This is a genomic window from Pseudomonas costantinii (assembly GCF_001870435.1).
GTDB classification, from domain to species: domain Bacteria; phylum Pseudomonadota; class Gammaproteobacteria; order Pseudomonadales; family Pseudomonadaceae; genus Aquipseudomonas; species Aquipseudomonas costantinii.
In genome coordinates this window covers 364,409-385,810 of the sequence record NZ_MDDR01000057.1, presented here as the reverse complement: position 1 = coordinate 385,810, position 21,402 = coordinate 364,409, and the positions used below count along the sequence as shown (strand labels likewise).

The 21,402-nt window shown below is 60.1% G+C and carries 17 protein-coding genes; 11 read left to right on the top strand and 6 right to left on the bottom strand.

The window, feature by feature from the left end; all coding sequences use genetic code 11:
• Positions 1 to 336: 336 nt before the first annotated feature.
• Positions 337 to 1,173 carry an alpha/beta fold hydrolase gene (locus tag BFL40_RS29425; protein ID WP_071487225.1) on the top strand — a complete coding sequence of 279 codons (837 nt, stop codon included), beginning with the start codon at positions 337 to 339 and terminating at the stop codon, positions 1,171 to 1,173.
• Here BFL40_RS29425 and BFL40_RS29420 read toward each other — a convergent pair.
• The 3 genes from BFL40_RS29420 to pmrG form a co-directional block, all read right to left on the bottom strand.
• Positions 1,154 to 2,677: an ArnT family glycosyltransferase gene (locus BFL40_RS29420; protein WP_071487224.1), complete on the bottom strand. Its 1,524-nt coding sequence runs from the start codon at positions 2,675 to 2,677 to the stop codon at positions 1,154 to 1,156. The genes BFL40_RS29425 and BFL40_RS29420 overlap by 20 nt on opposite strands.
• Positions 2,678 to 2,703: 26 nt before the next feature.
• A complete protein-coding gene (arnT, locus tag BFL40_RS29415) occupies positions 2,704 to 4,359 on the bottom strand; it encodes a lipid IV(A) 4-amino-4-deoxy-L-arabinosyltransferase (protein ID WP_071487223.1) in 1,656 nt (551 codons plus the stop codon).
• A gap of 187 nt (positions 4,360 to 4,546) precedes the next feature.
• On the bottom strand, positions 4,547 to 5,221 hold the full coding sequence (gene pmrG, locus BFL40_RS29410; RefSeq protein ID WP_071487222.1) for a lipopolysaccharide core heptose(II)-phosphate phosphatase PmrG: 675 nt from the start codon (positions 5,219 to 5,221) through the stop codon (positions 4,547 to 4,549).
• A gap of 274 nt (positions 5,222 to 5,495) precedes the next feature.
• Here pmrG and BFL40_RS29405 point away from each other — a divergent pair, with 274 nt between their 5' ends.
• From BFL40_RS29405 to BFL40_RS29390, 4 genes are all read left to right on the top strand, one after another.
• Positions 5,496 to 6,164 (top strand): ABC transporter ATP-binding protein, encoded by a 669-nt coding sequence (locus BFL40_RS29405; protein ID WP_071487221.1) that lies wholly within the window; start codon positions 5,496 to 5,498, stop codon positions 6,162 to 6,164.
• 1 nt (position 6,165) lies between these two features.
• The gene (locus BFL40_RS29400; RefSeq protein ID WP_071487220.1) at positions 6,166 to 8,628 is read left to right on the top strand and encodes an ABC transporter permease; all 2,463 of its coding nucleotides are present in this window, start codon (positions 6,166 to 6,168) and stop codon (positions 8,626 to 8,628) included.
• On the top strand, positions 8,618 to 9,682 hold the full coding sequence (locus BFL40_RS29395) for a lipocalin-like domain-containing protein (RefSeq protein ID WP_071487219.1): 1,065 nt from the start codon (positions 8,618 to 8,620) through the stop codon (positions 9,680 to 9,682). Before BFL40_RS29400 ends, BFL40_RS29395 begins: the two co-directional genes overlap by 11 nt.
• 114 nt (positions 9,683 to 9,796) lie before the next feature.
• Positions 9,797 to 11,239, top strand: coding sequence for a hypothetical protein (locus BFL40_RS29390; RefSeq protein ID WP_071487218.1), 1,443 nt, complete (start codon positions 9,797 to 9,799; stop codon positions 11,237 to 11,239).
• A gap of 48 nt (positions 11,240 to 11,287) precedes the next feature.
• Here BFL40_RS29390 and BFL40_RS29385 read toward each other — a convergent pair whose 3' ends face one another.
• Positions 11,288 to 12,388: an SMP-30/gluconolactonase/LRE family protein gene (locus tag BFL40_RS29385; protein ID WP_071487217.1), complete on the bottom strand. Its 1,101-nt coding sequence runs from the start codon at positions 12,386 to 12,388 to the stop codon at positions 11,288 to 11,290.
• Positions 12,385 to 13,062, bottom strand: a complete 678-nt coding sequence (locus tag BFL40_RS29380) for a sterol desaturase family protein (protein ID WP_071487216.1) — start codon at positions 13,060 to 13,062, stop codon at positions 12,385 to 12,387. Before BFL40_RS29380 ends, BFL40_RS29385 begins: the two co-directional genes overlap by 4 nt.
• A 423-nt stretch (positions 13,063 to 13,485) precedes the next feature.
• Here BFL40_RS29380 and BFL40_RS29375 point away from each other — a divergent pair, with 423 nt between their 5' ends.
• From BFL40_RS29375 to BFL40_RS29350, 6 genes are all read left to right on the top strand, one after another.
• Positions 13,486 to 14,409 (top strand): substrate-binding domain-containing protein, encoded by a 924-nt coding sequence (locus tag BFL40_RS29375; protein ID WP_071487215.1) that lies wholly within the window; start codon positions 13,486 to 13,488, stop codon positions 14,407 to 14,409.
• Between the two features lie 63 nt (positions 14,410 to 14,472).
• Positions 14,473 to 15,981: a sugar ABC transporter ATP-binding protein gene (locus BFL40_RS29370; protein ID WP_071487214.1), complete on the top strand. Its 1,509-nt coding sequence runs from the start codon at positions 14,473 to 14,475 to the stop codon at positions 15,979 to 15,981.
• Complete coding sequence (locus BFL40_RS29365; RefSeq protein WP_071487213.1) at positions 15,947 to 16,939, top strand: ABC transporter permease; 993 nt, start codon at positions 15,947 to 15,949, stop codon at positions 16,937 to 16,939. Before BFL40_RS29370 ends, BFL40_RS29365 begins: the two co-directional genes overlap by 35 nt.
• Before the next feature lie 28 nt (positions 16,940 to 16,967).
• Positions 16,968 to 18,047: an alcohol dehydrogenase catalytic domain-containing protein gene (locus BFL40_RS29360; RefSeq protein ID WP_071487212.1), complete on the top strand. Its 1,080-nt coding sequence runs from the start codon at positions 16,968 to 16,970 to the stop codon at positions 18,045 to 18,047.
• A 1-nt stretch (position 18,048) separates the two neighbouring features.
• Positions 18,049 to 19,581 carry an FGGY-family carbohydrate kinase gene (locus tag BFL40_RS29355; RefSeq protein WP_071487211.1) on the top strand — a complete coding sequence of 511 codons (1,533 nt, stop codon included), beginning with the start codon at positions 18,049 to 18,051 and terminating at the stop codon, positions 19,579 to 19,581.
• Between the two features lie 78 nt (positions 19,582 to 19,659).
• Positions 19,660 to 20,385, top strand: coding sequence for an SDR family oxidoreductase (locus tag BFL40_RS29350; protein WP_071487210.1), 726 nt, complete (start codon positions 19,660 to 19,662; stop codon positions 20,383 to 20,385).
• Here the strand turns inward: BFL40_RS29350 and BFL40_RS29345 are convergent.
• A complete protein-coding gene (locus BFL40_RS29345) occupies positions 20,382 to 21,386 on the bottom strand; it encodes a LacI family DNA-binding transcriptional regulator (RefSeq protein ID WP_071487209.1) in 1,005 nt (334 codons plus the stop codon). The genes BFL40_RS29350 and BFL40_RS29345 overlap by 4 nt on opposite strands.
• Between the last annotated feature and the right edge of the window lie 16 nt (positions 21,387 to 21,402).

Below are 21,402 nucleotides of genomic sequence, written 5' to 3'. Positions count from 1 at the left end.
TATCCGTTATTGGGCAACGGCGGATTATGGTTTCGCCCTTACGGCGACTCACTTTGGAAAAGCCGGAATGCCGGCCCAGCCCAAAGTAAGCAAAGGGCTCTTGCCCCACCACTCGGCACACCGAGCCACAGCGAGGTGCCGAGTGGTGGGGCAAGAGCCTTTTGGTTACTTTTGGGCTCCTTTCAAAAGTGACCCGCTGTAAGAGCGGAACCAATAGCGGCCGTGACCCAAACAACGGATATGTACTCAAAAAACTACCTAAAGAAACCGGCCAAGACCGCCACGCAAGCAAGCTCCCACACTGACCGAATTTATTCATTGAGGAATGTGGTGTTTATGAGTGACAACGTTAGAGATCTGCCAATGGTGCGCGGTGAGATTGTCGAAATTCGCCCAAACCGCTCCCTGAGCATCGCCCACCACCCAGGCCCCCGCCAGCCCGACACCGTGGTGCTTTTCTGCCACGGCGCCGGTGGCAACAAGGACCAATGGCGTGCGCAATGGCTGGCACTCAAGACGCAAGGCTACAGCCTGGTGGCCTGGGACCTGCTCGGTCACGGTGACAGCGCCAAGCCTCGGGATGAAGGGGCCTACGCCTGGTCGGAACTGGTGGCCGATTACCTGGCGATCCTGCAGCGCTACGGCGGCGCGCGTAATGTGATCGTGGCCCATTCGTTCGGCACGGGTTTAAGCCTCAGCACATTGCTGGCCAAGCCTGCTGTACCTATCGACGCAGCGCTGTTGCTGGGCACGCAGCTGTATCGACCTGTCACGAGCGGTGGGTTGATGTCATTGCCCGCGTGGCTGCTTGAATGGCTGCGACCCCTCTTGGCCAAGGGCTTTCGCGAGCGCGCCTGGGATGCAACGGCCGACCCGGCACTGGTAGCGTATGAAGAGAAACTCACCGAACGCAACCGCCTGTACATGTTCAAAGCGCTGATGAAAAACGCCCAGTGGCCGGATGCCGACCAGCTCCCCACCCTGGTGTTGCCGGTGAGTGTACTGGCGGGGGACAGCGACGGCCTGACGCCAGCCAGCGGTGGGCAGGCGCTGGCCAGTCATTTGCCCAACACGGATTTCCAAGTGCTGGACGCGTGCGGTCACCAGCTAATGCTGGAAAAACCGCTGGAGGTGCTGAAGGCGTTCAACACACTCATGGCAAAGTTGGTGTAGGGATAAACGCCACACTGCCTGCCGAACGCTTCTTGAATAGCCGCTCGCCATTGTCCGGCTGGGTGGTGATCACCTGATGGTCCGCGCCCAGGTAGGCCAGCGGTGTCGGATCGTCCTTGGAATACTGCGCGACGATAATCGTGCGCTGTGGATCGAAGCCCTGGCCGCTGGTTTTTACCAGCCAGGCCATTAACGCGGCACTGTCGCCCTGGCGCGGGAAGTCCTGGGCTTCATTCACGTAGTAGAACGGCTTACCACCATTTTGCAGGTACATCGGCAGCTTGTTATCGACTTCCACCAGCACCATCTGCCACTGATTCCACGGCGCGCTTTTCACTGCCTGGGCTTGTACATCTTCGGCGAAGCGGGTCACGCCGCCGTTGCCGGTGGTCCACGGGTAGACGACCCCAAGCACCAGCAGCAACAACCCGGCGGTGAAGCCAAAGCCTTTTTGCCAGCGCGGCCAGCTGGCCTGTTTTTTCTCGAGGCGTTCACTCAACCACCAGGCGGCCAGCAATTGGGCAAACGGTACCAGCGGCAGCACGTAGTAACTGCGGCGGCTGCCACTGGCCGTAAAGAACACGAACAGCAGACCCAGGCCCCACACCAGCCAGCGCACGTTGGGTGGCGTTTGGCGCCAGTGTCGCAGCGCCAGCCACAAGCCGAGCAGCCAGCACGGCGCCCATGGCAGGGTGTAGGCGGGCAGGTAGATCAGGTAGGTGTAGATCGGCCCCATGTGGTCGAAGGGGTCGAAGAAACGCACGACGTTTTCTTTGAAAACCAGTTCCAGGCCGCTCTCGCCATAGGTCGGTGCCCCGTAGAGGTGGGACAGTACGAAAGGAATCGCGTAGAACGCCGCAGCGATCACCATCGCCAACAACAGGCGCAGGTTGAGGTGACGTTTGTAGCGGTGCTCGCTGAGCAGGTGCGGCAACAGCACCAGGCCCGGCAGCACAAAGCCGATCAAGCCTTTGAACAGCGACGTCGCCGCTAGCAGCAGGAAAAACACCGTGTAGCGTCCAAGCCGTGTGTCATCCGGCCCGCGCCAATACCACCAGACCGACGCCAGTACGCCACACACGGTCAGCACATCGGCGGTGGCCACGCGTGCCCAGAATAGAAAGTAGAAGGTGGTGGCCAGCATCCAGCCCGCGATCAACCCCGTGCCTTTGCGAAACAGGCGCTCGCCGATCAGGTAGACCAGCCAGATGCTCAGCCACGCTGCGATCACTGACGACAGGCGCAGTGACCATGGGCCGAGACCTCCCATCAGGTTGGCGAAACCGGTGATCAGCCAATAAGAGGGCAGGGGTTTGTCGTAGTAGGGCGCGCCCTTGAGATAAGGGTCGAAGTAGTCGCCGCTCTGCAACATTTGCAGGGCGATGTTGGCCCAGCGAGTTTCCGGCCCCCACAAGTCGCGACTGCCCAGGCCCAGTAGCAGGAGTAGCGCGGAGACGCCCAGTAGTAACACCAGGGCGCCGCGTTCGGTTTTCCAGAAGCTCATGGGTTTTTCCTGTGGCAGACGCGCATTTAAGGTTGTTGTGGGTAAATGACCATCAGCAGATCGCCTTTGCGGTAGCGCTTGCCACCTGGTGGCAGTTGCCCTTCTTCCCGATGTTCACTGGTGCTTTTGACTCGCATCAGCACGCCTACCGAACCTTGCTGGCGCGCGTCGGCGAGCCAGGTCTGGACGCTGTCCAGGTCGACCTTGCGGTGTACCGAGTCTGCATACTGCAAGCCGTAGCGCAGTTCGCCCACCGTGTCATAAAACGCCACTTCAGGCCGACGCAGGCGCCAGGACAAGGCGGATGCTGAGCCGAGTTCATTGCTGATCAGAGCATGGGTTTGTTGCAGTTCGTCCATATGTTCGAGCACGAACTGGTCAGGCATTTCGTTATCCGTGATCATTTCCGGCATGCCCACCGGCAACAGCGCCACCAGCAAGCCAATACCCAGGGCCGGCATCGCCCACAGGGTCAGTGGGCGAACCGCTTGCAACAGGTTGGCCAGGATCCACACCAACAGCACGATAAAGGCCAGGGACAGGCTGAACATCTCGGCGTGGCTGTTACCGTACATTGGGTTGGTGACTTGCAGGTAGATCAACGCCACCATCGCAACCAGGCCGATCACGAAGTTGACCAGGCCATTGATGAGGATCGTGCGCGTCTTGCCTTGTTTGATGAGGTCGATCAAGGCGTGCCCCATCAACAAGGCCAGGGGCAGCAGGCACGGCATGATATAGGTTGGCAGCTTGCCTCTGCTCAGGCTGAAGAAGGCCAGAGGCAGCAGCATCCACAGGGCGAGAAAAACAATCGCCGGCTGGCCTTTTTCTTTCCAAGTCTTGATCAGTGTTGTCGGCAACAGCGCGGCCCAAGGCAAGCACGCCACCACCATGATCGGCAGGAAGAACCACCACGGCCGCGTGTGCTGTGCGTTGTCGGCGGCAAAGCGGCGGATGTGCTCATGCCAGAAGAAGAAGCGCCAGTAATCCGGCTCCTGCAGGTGGATCGCCAGGGCCCACGGTACGCAGACCAGCGCGGCGACCAGAATCGCCAGCGGGCCATACCGCAACAGTTCGCCCACGCGGCGCTGCCACAGCAGATACGGCACGGCGATCAATACCGGTAACAGCCACGCCAGGAACCCCTTGGTCATGAAGCCCATGCCGCAGGCCACTCCCAGCAGTGCCCAGGCGCCAAGCCGGCCGCGCGATGTGCGGCTGTCGAGGGCAAACCACAGCGCGACCAGGCTGAGGTTGACCCAGAAGGTGAACTGCGGATCAAGGTTGGAATACCCCGCTTGCCCTGCCACCAACCCAAAGCTCATGTAGAGCAGGGCACAGGCAAAGCTTTTGCGTGGGTCGTTCCACAAGCGACGTGCGATGAGATAGGCGAGCATGACGCTCAGGCCGGTGGTCAAGGCTGAGGCGATGCGAACGCCGAACAGGTTTTCACCGAACACCGCCTGGCCGAGGGCAATCAGCCAATAGCCGGCGGCAGGTTTTTCGAAATAACGTACACCCATGAAATGCGGTGCGACCCAATTGCCGCTCAGGAGCATTTCCTGGCTGACCTGGGCATAGCGGGTTTCATCGGGGATCCACAAGCCGTGCAGACCCATGGGCAACAGATAAAACACGGCGAAGGCCAGCAGCAATAAAGGTAAGGGCTTCAATCGGGTCATGAAAACGTCGCTCCCTGACGTTCAATGGTGGAGTATGGGTGTGTGCAATTATTAGCGGAAAGCATTAAAAAATTCACTAAGCTGCTGAAAGTATTCATGACGTCCTGAAATAACGGGCGCAGTTAAACATGCCAGAGGAGGGCTGTCGTTTCGCTGAATAGGCGTGGCTGTAAATGTAAAAGAGTGTCTACAGCTTCTTCAGTACGGCAGCCCAGGCCGTGGTGTTCATGATGCCCAGTGTCTCGAACTTGCCGTTTGCCAGCACTCGAACAAACAAGGCACTGCCGTACTCTGAAAAATGCGCGCGGGGGAAACCCAGGGCTTTTTCGAAGTCGGCGATACAGCCACTGTGGGTGACAAATACCAGGTTGCGTCCAGGCTGTTTGCGGCTGAGAAGTTCTTCACCCATGGCCGCACCGCAGATAGCTTGTGCGCTTGAGGTCAACTCGACCTTGCCGAACATAAAGTGCGAGGTTTGGGCTGTGCGAATGGCGGGGCTGGCGATCACGTCGCTGCCTTCCATACCGAGTGCCTTAAAGGCCTTGCCCAGCTCTTCTGCGCGTTGAGTGCCCAAGACCGTCAGGCCTTCAGGTGGTCCGAAGCAGGGGTTTGTCGAGCGATCGCAGCGTTCTTCGTGGCGTACCAGCACGACCAGTTCGCCCTTGCGCCAAGCGGGCAGGACTTGTGAGCTTAACAGGCGATCACCAACACCCAGGTTGCGCGGCGACGACGGCCACAGCAGGAAGCCTGCGAGCAACAGGACGACGACGGCAAGCCCCGCCCACCACTTCATATAACGCTTGATAAAGCCCCGGCGTGAGCGCGGTTTGGTCAGGGTAAGGTCAACCACATCATTCACCATGGGCACTGTTGGCAGTGTTTTATTGAGTAGGCGCAACGCATTGACGGATGCCCGTAGGGGAGCAAGAGCCTGTCATAGGACTGCTGTCTTTTCGCTGAACATGTTGCGGTTAAAAAATGTCGCGGCTGGCAACTGACAAGTGGCCGAATTTCGCTGCCTGGAGGGCAATTTAGAGAGGCGAGAGTGGGCAAGCGGTGAAATCCATGTGAAAAATTTGCGTAGGGCCGATAGTCAGCCGTTATTCTCGTTTGCAATCCCTCAAACGAGCGTTCTTATGCTGCAGGTGCAAGGTGTCCTTAAAAGCTACGCCACCCCGCAAGGCAAGCTGGAGGTATTGGCGGGTGTCGACCTGTACCTGGGTGAGCGTAGCAGCTTGGCGCTGATGGGCGAATCAGGCAGTGGAAAAAGTACGTTGTTGCATCTGGTGGCCGGGCTTGATCGGGTAGACGGCGGCCGAATCCAGGTTGGCGAGCAGCGCCTTGACCAACTGAGTGAGGCCCAGCTCGCCCACTGGCGGCGCACTGAAATTGGCCTGGTGTTCCAGCAGTTCAACCTGATCGGCAGTTTGCGCGTCGAGGACAACCTGGCGTTTCAGGCTCGGCTGGCGGGGCGCTTTGACCGGCAGTGGCAGGCGCAGTTGGTGGAGCGTCTGGGTCTGGGGGAATTGCTCGAGCGGTATCCCGAACAACTCTCCGGTGGCCAGCAGCAACGGGTCGCGGTGGGGCGCGCGTTGGCGTCGCGCCCAGGCTTGCTGTTGGCCGATGAGCCGACTGGCAATCTTGATGAAGCCACCAGCGATGAAGTCCTGCAACTGCTGCTGGACTTGCTTCGCGACAGCCCCACCAGCCTGTTGATGGTCACCCACAGCCCGCGTATCGCTGCGCGCCTGGACCAACAGGTGGTGTTGCATCGTGGTCGTGTCGTACCTGCGGACGCCCGTTGAGATGACGGTGTTTTATTGGACGTTACGCGCGCTGCTGAGCCATTGGCGACGTCATCCGGTGCAATTTTTCAGTGTACTCACCGGTTTGTGGCTGGCTACCGCGTTGTTGACCGGAGTACAGGCGCTCAACAGCCAGGCGCGGGATAGCTATGCGCGTGCCAGCCAACTGATTGGCGGTGAGCCTCAAGCCAGCCTCAGTGCACCGGACGGCGCCGGCTTCCCACAAGCACTGTTTGCCGAACTGCGTCGCGCCGGGTGGCCGGTATCGCCGGTGGTGCAGGGGCGGTTGGTGCTCAAGGGGCATGAGGATCAACGCCTGCAATTGATGGGTATCGACCCGTTGTCGTTGCCTGGCAGCGGAGTGGTGGCGGGGCAGCGTTTGAGCCAGGCGCAAATGCTCGCGTTTTTCGAGCCGCCGGGGCGTACCTGGATTTCGCCGAAAACCTTGTTGGCCCTTGGACTGCACGAGGGTGAGCAGCCACTGACGACAAGCGGGAAAACCCTGCCACCGTTGCAGGTTCAGCAGGATATGGCCCCAGGCATGCTGCTGACTGACATCGGCTTTGCGCAATCCTTGCTGGAGATGCCTGGGCAACTGTCGCGTTTGCTGCTGGATAAGGCATTTGCCGCCACCCATCCCACCCCGCCTGCCGCGTTGCAACTCAAGCAGGGTGAGGACAACAACCTCTCGCGCCTCACCGAAAGCTTTCATCTGAACCTTGATGCCCTGGGATTTTTGTCCTTTGTAGTGGGGTTATTTATCGTCCACGCCGCCATCGGCCTGGCGCTGGAGCAACGACGAGGGTTGCTGCGCACCTTGCGTGCTTGTGGGGTCAGCGCGCGTATGTTGATCCTTAGTCTGGGCGTTGAGCTCGGTGTTTTGTCTCTGCTCGGTGGTGTGCTTGGCGTCGCCAGCGGTTACTTGCTGGCCAGCCTGTTGCTGCCGGATGTGGCGGCCAGCCTGCGCGGTCTGTACGGTGCCGAGGTGCCGGGTCAATTGAGCCTGAGCCCTTGGTGGTGGGCTGCGGGGCTGGGTTTGAGCCTGCTTGGCGCGCTGCTCGCAGGGGTTGGCAGCCTGTGGCGGGCAGCGCGTTTGCCACTGCTGGCGCTGGCCAACGCCCAGGCCTGGCATGACGCCCATGGACGCTGGTTGCGGCGCCAGGGCTGGGTGGCGGGTACGGCACTGGTGATTGCACTCTTGGCGCTGTGGTTGGGCGACAGCCTGGCCGCCGGTTTTGTGCTGATGGCGGCCTTGTTGCTGGGGGCGGCGCTCGGTCTGCCGGTGGTACTTAGCGGCCTGTTGAAGGCGGTGCTGGGGCGCAGCCGTTCAGTACTGGGCCAGTGGTTTCTCGCCGACTGTCGCCAACAGCTGCCGGCCTTGAGCCTGGCGCTGATGGCGTTGCTGTTGGCCCTGGCAGCGAATATCGGTGCGGGCTCCATGACTTCAGGCTTTCGCCAGACGTTTAATCACTGGCTGGAACAGCGCTTGACCGCCGAGTTGTACCTCAACCCACAAAACCCGGCTCAATCAGACCAATTGCGTACCTGGTTGGTGCAGCAACCGTTGGTGCAGACGGTGCTGCCCACCTGGCAGGTTGCGCTACAATTGCAAGGTTGGCCGGCAGATCTATTCGGCGTGGTCGACGACCCCACCTATCGCCAACATTGGCCGTTGCTGGAGGCTGTGAGTGAGCCCTGGGATCGGTTGCTGCAAGGCGACAGCGTGATGCTCAGCGAACAACTGGCGCGACGGCTGAATGTGCAGTTGGGCGATGCGGTCGCTGTCCCAACGCCTCAGGGTGTTTGGTCGCCCAAGGTGGTGGGGATTTACGCCGACTACGGCAACCCCAAAGGCCATCTGCTGGTGAATTCGCAGCACTTGTTGGCACATTGGCCGACGCTGGCACCGGGGCGCTTCAACCTGCGTGTGGCGCCGAAAAACGTGGCGCTCCTGGTGCAGGCCGTACAGCACGAGTTTGGCCTGGAAGACAGTCGCATCGTCGATCAGCAGCAACTCAAAGGCTGGTCGAGCCAGGTGTTCGAACGTACTTTCGCGGCCACCGCCGCCTTGAATAGCCTCACCCTCGGCGTCGCGGGTGTTGCGCTGTTTATCAGCCTGCTGACCCAGAGCCAGAGCCGTCTTGGTCAGCTCGCACCGCTATGGGCGCTGGGTGTGACGCGTCGGCAATTGATGCTGCTCAATCTGGGCCAAACCTGGTTGCTGGCGGTACTCACCTTGGTACTGGCGTTACCGTTGGGACTCTTGTTGGCGTGGTGCCTGGATGCGGTGATCAATGTGCAGGCGTTTGGTTGGCGCCTGCCGTTGCAGGTGTTCCCGTGGCAGCTTGCTCAACTGTTGGGGCTGGCGATGCTCGCCACATTGTTGGCGTCGGCCTGGCCGCTGTTGCAGTTGTACCGCAGTCGCCCGGCGGATTTGTTGAGGACTTTTGTCCATGAAGATTAAGGCGCTGGTGTGGGCCGCGTTGTTGCTGTTGGGGGCGTGCGACAAAGTACCCGCGCCTGAAGAGAGCTTCGCCGGACTGGGCAGCGATGCGGCTGACTTTGCCCAAGTGGTGCCCGGCAAGGTCTTCAGTTTTCCCGAGGACCACGGCCCCCATGAGGGCTTTCGCATCGAATGGTGGTACGTCACCGCCAACCTCAAAGATGCACAAGGCAATGTGTTCGGCGTGCAATGGACGTTGTTTCGCAATGCGTTGAAGGCGGGCCCAACGCAATCGGGTTGGAGCGACTCAACCATTTGGCTGGGCCACGCCGCCGTCACGTCCGCCACCCAGCATTACGCCGCTGAACGCCTTGCCCGAGGTGGCATCGGACAGGCCGGTGCCCAGGCGGCGCCGTTCAACGCCTGGATCGACGACTGGAATTTTGCCACCCGTCCCGGCGCCGCAAACCCACTGGCGGATATGCAACTCAAGGCCAGCGGCCCGCAATTCGCGTACGACTTGCACCTGACCTCCAGCCGGCCACTGGTGCTGCAAGGCGACAACGGCTACAGCCGTAAATCCGACCAGGGCCAAGCGTCTTACTACTACAGCCAGCCGTTTTTCAACGCTGCCGGCAGCGTCAGTATCGACGGCAAAACTTATCAGGTCAGTGGCCCCGCCTGGCTAGACCGCGAATGGAGCAGCCAACCCCTGGCCGCCAACCAGACCGGCTGGGACTGGTTTTCCCTGCACCTGGACCATGGCGAGCAACTGATGCTGTTTCGTGTCCGGCAAAAAGACGGTGCGGGTTACCTGACCGGCACTTGGATCGACAGGCAAGGTCGCACCGAGACCCTGCACAATGCCGACATCCAGCTCACACCCTTGGCCTCCACCGACATCGACGGGCGCCGTATTCCTACGCGCTGGTCGCTGAAAATCCCCGGCAAACAGCTGGATATCATCACCCAGGCCGTCAACCCGAAGGCGTGGATGAACTTGAGTATTCCGTACTGGGAAGGGCCGGTGCAATTTGAGGGCGGGGTGGGGTATCTGGAGATGACGGGTTACTAGAAGGAGTAAGTCGCTCTCAAAAAAGCTGGACATATATACAGTTGTTGGTTAGATTTCTTCCCAGGTGACCGGATGTCGCCTGAGCTTCACTTTTTAACTATGGATGGATAAAAAATGAAATCGAAAAAAGCCCTGATACTGGGCGTGGCCATGATGGCCTCCTGTGTCGTTTCGGCCTTTGCCCTGGCCGAGCAACCCCTTCCCAAACTCAGTACTGGAACGGTCAATCAGGCCGCGTTCAAGGCGCTGAAACCTGGCGGCACGCTTGATGCTGCGAAGGTTCCGGCCGAGCACCGGCAAAAGCTTCTGGATGCCAGAAATGGTCCGACTAAAACAGCGGCCAAGACGGTCAAGTCCGCACCGTTCAACACGGTCGTCGGCGAGCTGAAAAAACCTAGCCAGGCCGAGCTGAAAAGTGTTGCCGTAGCTGCCTTTGAACCGCTGTTCCCGACCCTGGAGATCAACACCCTTTACACCATCACCGAGGTGCAAGCGGGCCAGGAATTTCCTTACCACTTCAATCTGCCGCAAAACGCTCGAGTACTCGTGCAGTTGATTGATCAGAGTGCCGGCGCCGACATGTCGTTGACCCTGTTCCGTGATGATGGCCAAGGCAATCCGCAGCTGATTGATACGTCCGACAACCCAGGCAATGCCGATGAATACCTGGGTGGCGTGCTGCCTGCGGGAGATTATTACTGGTACATGGTGGCCAAGGTCGCGAGCAACGCACAGTTCAGTTTCGGCGTGGCCGTGGACACCAACATCGATGCCTTTGAACCCAACGACACTGCACAAACCGCGTTTGTGCTGCCGGACTCGATTAATAAAGTGACCGGCAACATCGACAACGCCAACGATGTCGATTATTTCGACTTCAAAGCGGTGCGTGGGCAGAGTGTGAGCATGTACCTGGCGGGGGATGACGGCGGCAGCCGCAACCAGTGGATCTTCGAGCGCTTCGATGGCGTCAATTGGGTCACCGTGCCAGCGGGTTCCACCTCGACCTATCCAAGCGTAACGCCCGGCACCAGCGTCAAGGTGCGCGTGCGTGCCAACCCTGTTGTGGCTCAGGACCCAACCAAGTATTACCAACTGAGCCTGGGCTCCACGCCGCGCTTGAACACGCATAGCGTGAAAGGCGACAACATCGTGCGGGTGCCGGTGAGTGAGATGCCGCTGGCCACGCAGACCGCGCGCCTTTTGAACTGGTCGACCCAGTGGTCGGATTCCACCGGTGCGCCGCTGTTGGGCGTCACCCCGGTGTTGCGAGTGGATAGCCACTTCATCGACTTCAACTACCGTTGGGTCGACTATAAGGCGACCACCGACAGCGCCGGTGTTTCTTCGGCCACGGCGAATATCGGCAGTTGCTTCGGTGATTTCCGTACGGTGATCAACGACAGCAGCACCGGCGTACCGTACAAGTGGGACACCACCTACAACCAGGGTGGCTGGCGCATCGAGTTGGCCGAGTTCCCGGGAGTGGGGGTGGGCGGTGACAACGTGCAGTACGTGAGCCTGGGGCATATTTGTACCCAGAACATCATCCGCTGATGCGTTGAGTTGAGTGAGAAGGGGCAGCCTCTGTGGGCTGCCCCTTTTTTATTCGCGGGCCAGCGCGAGCTTCAACGGCAGGCGCGCCATGCTCGTGTTTTTCAACGAGCCCAGGTACAGCCAGTCGCCATATTCCCTGGCAGTGGTGATCGGCGAGTAATTGCCGCTGCTGCCGTCCTGCAAGTTGGCGATGACCTTGCCATCAGTATCCAGCCCGAGCACGAACGCTTTGCGTTCGATGGGTTTGGGTATGACCATCAACGCCCGTACCATCACCTTGCGCAATACGGGATAGCCTGCGAGGCCATCCAGCAGAGGATTGCGTGGCGAATACAGGGCTACCCAGAAACGATCACGACCGTTGAAACTGAGGTTGTCCGGCAGGCCAGGGAGGTTATCGATAAACAGGTCGTGACTACCGGCCCGGTCGCCCTTGAGCCAGTAGCGGCTGATGCGATAGGCGCCAGTTTCATTCACCAGTACGTAGTTTTCATCCGGTCCCAGCGTGACGCCATTGGCGAATTGCAGTTGGTTGAGCAGCACCTCGGTGGTGCCGTTGCTGAAGTCATAGCGCAATAACCGTCCATCACCGCCATGTTCGATAACCGCTTCACCGTCTTGCCCGTAACCCCAGCGGCTCGATGCATCGCTGAAATACGCATAGCGGCCGCCGGCGTCCACCGTCACATCATCGGTAAAACCAAAAGGCACGCCATTGGCACTGGTGCTTAAGGAGGTGAGTTGGCGATTTGCATCCAGTGCGAGCAAACCCTTGACCCCATCGGCAATGATCAAACGCCCGTCCGGGTGCAACGCCAGGCCCAGGGGGCGGCCGCCGGTGTTGGCCAACACTTGCAGGGTGTGGCTGTCGGGCGAGGTGCGGATGATTCGCCCGTCATGCAGCCCACTGATCAGAAAGCCTTGGACATCGAGTATCAAGGCTTCGGGACCTGCAATGTCCTGGGCGCCGATTCTCTGTGCGTCTTTGAGGCGCTGGTTTTCGGCATAAGGGCCGTCTTTCATTGACGGCGCTTTCGGTGGCGCCCAATTCACTGGCTGTACTTTTGTGGGCATCAGCAGCAGAAAAGCGATCGCCGCGAGAAACAGTACAAACAGCAGGTGACGCAGTTTTTTCGGGCGACTACTCATGAGGATTCCTGGTTGTCGTTGGTGGCCGGCTCCCAATGCAAGGTGCCGAACAGGTAATCCATCAGCGGCAGGACGATATTGAAGTTGCGCCCCTGCATCAGCTCACGGCGGTGATGCAGGGCGTGCAGTTGATGCATCTGGCGAATCCACGGCAGGCGCGCCACCGGATGGTCGGCGGGTAGGTGTTCGCAGGCGTGGAACACTTCGTAGAGCAGGTAGCCGAGGATCATGCACCCGGCAAACAGCCCGGCGACGTTGGGGCTCAGTTGTTTGAGCAGCCACCAGGCGGGGAGGGTGATCGCCAGGCTGTGGAGCACGATCAGCCAGGCGGGAAACAGGATCACGCGCCAGTCCCTGGGGGTGTCGTAGGTCATGTGGCCAGGGGTGAAGAAGCTGTGGTGGTCGCCGGTGTGGCGGGCGTAGAACAGCCGGGCGAAGGTGTGTTTGTGATGACCGAGGTGGCGGTGGACGAGGTAGATGGCGAGGTTGAAGAACACCAGGGTCAGGGGGATGGTTAGCCACTCGAAGGGGGTGATGTTTTCGGTGGAGGACCAGGCCAGGGTGATGCAGGTTGTGCCGTAGGCGAGCACGAATAGGGCGTGGAGCCAGGGGTTGTAGTGGGGGGTGATTTGGGCGCGGTAGTGGGCGCGGAAGGCTTCGGTGGGGTGGGGCATTTGGGGGCGCTCGGTGTCTTTTTTGTTGGAGGGTGAGCTTAGTTGGTGGTGGGGAATGTGCGAGTGCATATCCGTTTTTTAGGTAACGGCTACTTAGGGTTCCGCCCTTACGGCCAGCTCTTTCAAGGTCTTTGAAAAACTGGCCATATCTGGCTGATACCAACCAGTTAAGGGCGAACACTGTCCCTGTGGCGACCCGACAAGCCCGCTCGCCACAGGTTACTTATTGCCTGTTCTATCTAAAGACCTTGAAAGGGCTGGCCGTAAGGGCGGAACCCTAAGTGGCCATGACCAACGAAACGGATATGTCCCCGGCAGCCGACCAACGGGCACTTGCGCATCCCACACTTCCTTGGTAGTTTCTCGAAAAATGTTATCGATAACATTTGCTCTAAAAACAAAAACAAAACAGAGACCCATGCTATGAAAATGCTCCCGAAAGCCCTGTGTTTATTGGCTGCAAGCATCACCCTAGCCACCGCTTCCCCAGCGTTTGCCGACGCTGCCAAGCCCATCCGCATCGGCGCGTCTTTCCAGGAAATCAACAACCCCTATTTCGTCACCATGAAAAACGCCCTTGAAGAAGCCGGCGCGACCATCGGGGCGAAACTGATCATCACCGACGCCCGCCACGACGTGTCCAAGCAAGTCAGCGATGTCGAAGACATGCTGCAAAAAGGCATCGACATCCTGCTGATCAACCCGACGGACTCGGTCGGTGTGCAATCCGCCGTCAAGTCCGCCCACGCCGTAGGTGTTGTGGTAGTCGCGGTAGACGCCCAAGCCGATGGCCCGCTGGACTCCTTCGTCGGCTCGAAAAACTTCGACGCCGGCTTCCAGGCCTGTGAATACCTGGCCAAGAACATCGGCGATAAAGGCAATATCGCGATCCTCGACGGCATCGCCGTGGTACCGATCCTTGAACGTGTACGCGGTTGCAAAGAGGCCGTGGCCAAGCACCCGGACATCAAGATTGTCAGCGTCCAGAACGGCAAGCAGGAACGTGATCAGGCGCTGACCGTCACCGAGAACATGCTGCAGGCCCAACCGACCCTCAAGGGCATTTTCAGCGTGAATGACAACGGCTCACTCGGCGCGCTCTCGGCGATTGAAGCCAGTGGCCTGGACGTGAAGCTGGTAAGCGTCGACGGCGCGCCGGAAGCGATCAAGGCGATCCAGAAGCCCGGCAGCAAATTCATCGCCACCTCGGCCCAATACCCGCGTGACCAAATCCGCCTCGCCCTGGGCATCGCCCTGGCCAAGAAGTGGGGTTCGCAAGTGCCCGCCACCATTCCGGTGGACATCACCTTGATCGACCAGGCCAAGGCCAAGGACTTCAGCTGGTAAATCGCCCAGGCCCCACGCAAACCGTGGGGCTTAAGGTTTCCTTCTGAATACGAGGTCGGCGGTATGAGCAGTCTTCTGAAGCTGGAAAATATCTGTAAGCGTTATCCGGGGGTGCAGGCCCTCAAGTCGATCAATCTGCAAGTGGAACGTGGCGAAATTCACGCGTTGCTTGGGGAAAATGGCGCGGGCAAATCAACCCTGATGAAAATCCTCGGCGGCGTCGAGCATCAGGACGAAGGCCAGATTCTGATCGACGGCCAGGCGCAGCATTTCGCGACCTACCGCGATGCAATTGCCGCCGGTATCGGCATCGTGTTCCAGGAATTCAGTCTGATTCCCTACCTCACAGCGGTGGAAAATATCTTCCTCGGCCATGAGCTGAGCAACCGCTTTGGCCTGCTGCGCAAACGCGAGATGGTCGAGGCGTCCGAGGCGTTATTCAAGCGCCTGGGCGTGACCATCGACCTGCAATGCGCGGTCAAGCACCTGAGTGTGGCCGAGCAGCAGTTTGTCGAAATCGCCAAGGCCCTGGCTCTGGATGCGCGCTTGCTGGTGCTGGATGAACCGACCGCCACCCTCACACCCAGCGAAGCCGAACTGCTGTTCGAGATCATGCGTGAACTCAAGCGCCAGGGCGTGGCGGTGATTTTTATCTCCCACCACCTGGAGGAGATTTTCCAGGTGTGCGATCGCATCAGCGTGCTGCGTGACGGCGGCAATGTGGGGGTTACCGATGTGGCTGACAGCGACATCGACCGCCTGGTCGAGATGATGGTGGGCCGTCGCCTGGAAAGCAGTTTTCCGCCCAAACCGACGAACGAACGCGGCCCGCTGTTATTGGAGGTCAAGGACATCCAGCTGGTACGCAACGGTCCCCACAACAGTTTCCAGCTGCACAAGGGCGAGATCCTCGGCTTCGCTGGTTTGGTCGGTTCCGGTCGCACTGAACTGGCGCTGGGCATGATGGGCGCGCTGCCGTCGGTGAGCAAAGACGTGTGGCTGCGCGGCGAAAAGGTCACGCTGGACGACCCGGCGCAAGCCCTGGCCCATGGCATTGGATTGCTCCCGGAAAGCCGCAAGAGCGAGGGGCTGATCACCGATTTCAGCATTCGTGAAAACATCTCCCTGAACAACCTGCCCAAGTACCAGAACGCCTCGGGTTTGATCGACAAGGGCCGCGAGTGCGCGAGTGTCGACAGCCTGATGAAGCAACTGTCGATCAAGGCCCCCAGTGGCGAAAGCCGAGTGTTCAACCTCAGCGGTGGTAACCAGCAAAAAGTCGTGATCGCGCGCTGGATCAACCACCACTGCGACGTGCTGGTGTTCGACGAGCCCACGCGCGGCATCGACGTTGGCGCCAAGGCGCAGATCTACGCCTTGATGCGCAGCCTCACCGAGCAGGGCTACGCAATCATCATGATTTCCTCCGAACTGCCCGAAGTCATCGGCATGTGTGACCGCGTCGCCGTGTTCCACAAGGGCGCCATCGTCAAGCTACTCGAAGCGTCCGCCGTCAATCCTCAAGAGGTCATGCGCCATGCAACAGGGGGCTCAAGTGAATATGTCCATTAACACCGCTGACAGCGGCCGCCTGCGCCTGAACCTGGCGCGGTTGGTGCGTTCACCGGCGTTTTATCCCTTTGTCGGGCTGGTGGTGGTGACCCTGGTGATGATCCTCGCCAGCGACACATTCCTGACCGCCAGCAACCTGTCGAACATCGCCCGCCAGGTGTCGATCAACGCGATTATCGCGGTGGGCATGACCTGCGTGATTCTCACCGGCGGTATCGACTTGTCGGTGGGGCCGGTGATGGCGTTGTCCGGCACCTTGACCGCCGGGTTGATGGTTGCGGGCTTGCCACCAGGCTTGGCGATTGGCGCGGGCATGTTGATCGGCGTGGCCTTCGGTATCGGCAACGGGTTGTTCGTCGCCTACCTGCATATGCCTCCGATCATCGTCACCCTGGCGACCATGGGCATCGCCCGTGGCCTGGGCTTGATGTACACCGACGGCTATCCGATTTCCGGGCTGCCGGAGTGGTTCGGCTTCTTCGGTCGCCAAAGCCTGTTCGGCATAGACGTACCGATCCTGATCATGTTGATCACCTATCTCGCGGCCTATGTGCTGCTGCAACACACGCGTATCGGTCGCTACATCTACGCCATCGGCGGCAATGAAGAAGCGGTGCGTTTGTCCGGGGTGCGGGCGGCGCGCTTCAAGTTGCTGGTGTACGGCATCAGTGGCCTGACCGCGGCGATTGCCGGGCTGGTGCTGACCTCACGCCTGATGAGCGGCCAGCCGAATGCCGGCGTCTCGTTCGAGCTGGATGCAATCGCGGCCGTGGTGTTGGGCGGAGCTTCGATCGCGGGTGGGCGCGGTGTGATCGTCGGCACCTTGCTCGGCGCCATGCTGCTCGGCGTATTGAATAACGGATTGAACATGCTCGGGGTCTCGCCCTACGTCCAGAGCGTGATCAAAGGCGCAATCATCTTGCTGGCGATCTTTATCAGCCGTCAGCGCCATAAATAAACTCCTAACAAAAACAGGACCGAACACCATGGACAAACACACCGAAATGCAAGCCGTCGTCTGCCACGGCCCGAAAGACTATCGCCTGCAGCGCATCAGTAAACCCCAGGCGCGCCCTAATGAACTGGTGATCCGCATCGCCGCCTGTGGCATCTGCGCCAGTGACTGCAAATGCCACTCGGGCGCGGCGATGTTCTGGGGTGGCGATAACCCGTGGGTCAAGGCGCCGGTGGTGCCGGGGCACGAATTTTTTGGCTATGTGGTGGAAGTGGGCGAGGGTGCCGAGGAGCACTTCGAGGTCAAGGTCGGCGACAAGGTGATCGCTGAGCAGATCGTGCCGTGCGGTAAGTGCCGTTTCTGCAAGTCGGGCAAATATTGGATGTGTGAAGTGCACAACATCTTCGGCTTCCAGCGTGAAGTGGCCGAAGGCGGCATGGCCCAATACATGCGTATTCCCAAGACGGCCATCGTGCACAAGATTCCGGAGGCAGTGTCGCTGGAAGACTCGGCGTTGGTGGAACCGATGGCCTGTTCGATCCACACGGTCAACCGTGGCGATGTTCAGCTCGATGACGTGGTGGTGATTGCCGGCGCGGGCACCCTCGGCCTGTGCATGGTCCAGGTCGCAGCGCTGAAAACCCCGAAAAAACTGGTCGTGATCGACATGGTTGACGAGCGCCTGGAGCTGGCGAAGAAATTCGGTGCCGACGTGGTGATCAACCCGTCCCGCGACAACGCCCGCGAGATTATCAACGGCCTGACCGATAACTACGGCTGCGACGTGTATATCGAAACCACCGGCGTACCGGCAGGTGTTACCCAAGGCTTGGATCTGATCCGCAAGCTCGGGCGTTTTGTCGAGTTCAGCGTGTTTGGTGCCGAGACCAGCGTCGACTGGTCAATCATCGGCGACCGCAAGGAGTTGGACGTACGCGGTGCCCACCTCGGGCCTTACTGCTACCCGATTGCCATCGACTTGTTCGAACGAGGCCTGGTCACCTCCAAAGGCATCGTCACCCATGACTTCCCGCTGGATGACTTTGCCGAGGCGTTCGAGCTTGCCAACTCGACGAAGTCGATCAAGGTGCTGTTGAAGCCGGTGCTTTGATATGAATTACGTAATGGGTGTCGATATTGGGACCCAGAGCACCAAGGCATTGCTGGTGGATGGTCAAGGCACGATCATCGCCCAGCACAGCCAGGGGTATCGCGTGGATACCCCGAAAGTGCGCTGGGCCGAGCAATGGCCGCAGGTCTGGCTGGATGCGGTCCAGGCGTGTGTTTCACAGTGCATGGTCAAGGCTGGCGTGGCATCGGAGCAGGTCAAGGCGCTGTGTATCAGCAGCCTGTACGGCGGCTCGGGGATTGCGGTGGATGCACAGATTACGCCGCTGCATCCGTGTCTGATCTGGATGGATCGCCGCGCCGGCGAGCAGGTGGCGTGGGTGCGTGAACACGTGGACCTGGAGCGGTTGTTCGAGGTCACCGGCAACTCGGTGGACAGCTACTACGGTTTCACCAAGATGCTCTGGCTCAAACAGCATCAGCCTGATGTATGGGCGAACACGCGCTACTTGCTGCCGCCCAACAGCTATATCAACTGGTGTTTCACCGGTGAGTTGGCGGTGGACCACAGCAGCGCCGGCAATATTGGCGGCGTTTACGACGTGAAGACGCGCGGTTGGTCCGCCGAAATGCTCGATGCCTTGGGCATTCCGCAGGCGATGATGCCGCAGCGGTTGGTGTATTCAGGCGATGTGGTGGGCGGCCTGCAAGCTCACTGGGCTGAGCGCCTGGGCTTGCAGGCGGGCACGCCGATACTGGCCGGTGGCGTTGATGCGGCCATGGCCACCCTGGCCGCTGGCGTCACGCAGCCGGGCAATCATGTGGCGATGATCGGCACCAGCATGTGCTGGGGTTATCTGAACCAGCAGGTGGATGCACACCATGGTTTGGTGAGCATGCCCCACGTCTACAACGGCCATCAGGACCTGTACATCTTTGGTGGCGCGATCACCGCCGGGGCGTCGGTCAGTTGGTTTCGCGAGCAGTTTTGCCAGGCCGAAGAGCAACAGGCCAAGGCCACCGGGCAAGACAGCCTGGCGCTACTGGAACAGGCAGCGATGAAGATCCCGGCGGGCAGCGAAGGTTTGTTGTTCCTGCCGTATTTGATGGGTGAACGCAGCCCGGTGTGGGACGACCACGCCAGTGGCAGTTTTGTCGGACTCAACCTCTATCACAGCCGGATTCACCTCTATCGTGCGGTGCTGGAGGGCGTGAGTTTTGCCCTGCGCCATAACATCGAGGCGGGCACGCGTGGTGCGCACTCGCTGGACCCTCGCCTGATTGTGGTAGGGGGTGCCAGCCATTCGGATTTGTGGATGCAGATCATCGCGGATGTCACGCGCTACCCGGTGTACACCATTGTTCAGGAGGTGGAAGCGGCCTTGGGTGCGGCGTTGTTGGCGGCGCATACCGTGGGGTTGGTGAGTGATGGGGAGATGGAGCAGGGGTGGGTGCAGTTGGAACTGCGGGCGCAGCCGAAGCGGGAAAATGTCACGGCCTATGAGCAAGCGTTTGCCGAGTATTTGAAGCTGTATCCCGCCCTCAAACCCATCATGCATAGCTTGCAAAACAACTGAATTCACACGGTCCAGAAATGTGGGAGCAGGCAAGCCAGCTCCTACATTGGATCTTCATTGTTTTTGAGATTTTTATTCATGAACGCAGCCTTCGATTTCACTCACCAGCGCATACTCGTCACCGGCGCCAGTAGCGGCATCGGTCGCGAAATCGCCCAGCAGCTGATCGCCAGCGGCGCCGAAGTCTTCGCGCTTGGCCGTGACGTGCAAGCCCTGTCCCAATTGGGCTGCCACACGCTGAGCATGGACATCGCCGACAGCGTGGCCCTCGACAAAGCCTTGCAAGACCTTCCGCCCCTCCACGGCCTGGTCAACTGCGCGGGCATCTCGCGCCTCGAACCCGCCGCCGCCATCAGCGCCGACGCCTTTGACCAAGTGATGAACGTCAACGCCCGCGCCGCCGCCCAGGTCGCCAGCCGTGTCGCCGCAAAGATGATTGAGGCGAACATTGCCGGCAGCATCGTCAACGTCTCCAGCCAGGCGTCGTTGGTGGCGCTGGATGATCACCTCAGTTACTGCGCCTCCAAGGCTGCGTTGGATGCAATCACCCGCGTGCAATGCGCCGAATGGGGTCGCTTTGGTATTCGCGTCAACAGCGTCAACCCCACGGTCACCCTCACGCCAATGGCAGCCATGGCCTGGTCTGACCCGGCCAAACGCGACCCGGCGCTGGCGGCCATCCCATTGGGGCGTTTCGCTGAGACGGTGGAAGTCGCGTTGCCGGTGCTGTTCCTGCTGAGCGATGCCGCCAGCATGATCAGCGGCGTAAGCCTGCCGATCGACGGCGGCTACACCAGCCGTTAGCCGTTTTCCAACTTCCCGGCGATGACCACCTTGTCCCGTGGTTTGTATGGGTCTTCCAGGCGGTCGAGCAGCAGGCGAACCGCGCTGCTGCCCGCCAGGGACGCATCGTGGGCCACGCAGGCGATCGGCACGCCGAAGATGTCGGCGAAGGGCAGGCGGTCGATGCCGCAGATGGTCAGGCTGTCGTGGGGGATGTTGTGCATGCGCAGCGCGCGCAGGGCGCCGAGGGTGATCAACTGGTTGAACCCCATGATCGCGTCCGGCGCGGCGTGTTCGGCCAGGTAGTCGAGGGTGTGCAGGTAAGACGGCATCAGCGTGTAGTCACCGGCTTGTACTTCGACCAGCACCTGTGGGTGTTCAGCCAGTACCTCGCGCAGGCCTTTGAGGCGCTCCACGGTGATGCGTGAATGCTCGGGGCCGGTGAGCACCAGCAGGCGCTTGAGGTCTGGTGTTTGGCGCAGCAGGTAGTGCGCGGCCTGGATGCCGCTGTGGTAGTTGTCGAGTACCACGCGGCTGAACGGGCTGTCATGAATGGTGCGGTCGAGTAGCACCACCGGGGTCTTGCCGTTACCCAGGCGTTCCAGGTAGTCGGGTTGGTAACTCGGCTCGTCGGAGACCGGCGACAGGATGATTCCTGCTACGCGGTAGCCCAGCAGGGTGTCGACGGCTTTGCTTTCCAGCTCTTCCAACTCGTCGGTGTCCACCAGCATGATGGTGTAGCCGTGCTGCTTTGCCTCGCGGGAAATCGCCTTGATCATCTCGCTGTAGAACGGGTTATCAACCGACGCGGTGATCACGCCGATGATCAGGCTTTCGCTGCGCTTGAGCCCACGCGCGAAGGTGTTGGGCACGTAGTCCAGCTCTCGCGCCACTTCGAGAATGCGCGCCAGGGTGGCAGGCTTGACCAGGTCGGGTTTGCTCAGCGCACGGGACACCGTGATGGTGGTCATGCCGACTCGTTTGGCGATGTCGCTGATGGTGACAGACTTTTTCTTGTTCATCGGTAAGGCTGCGAAA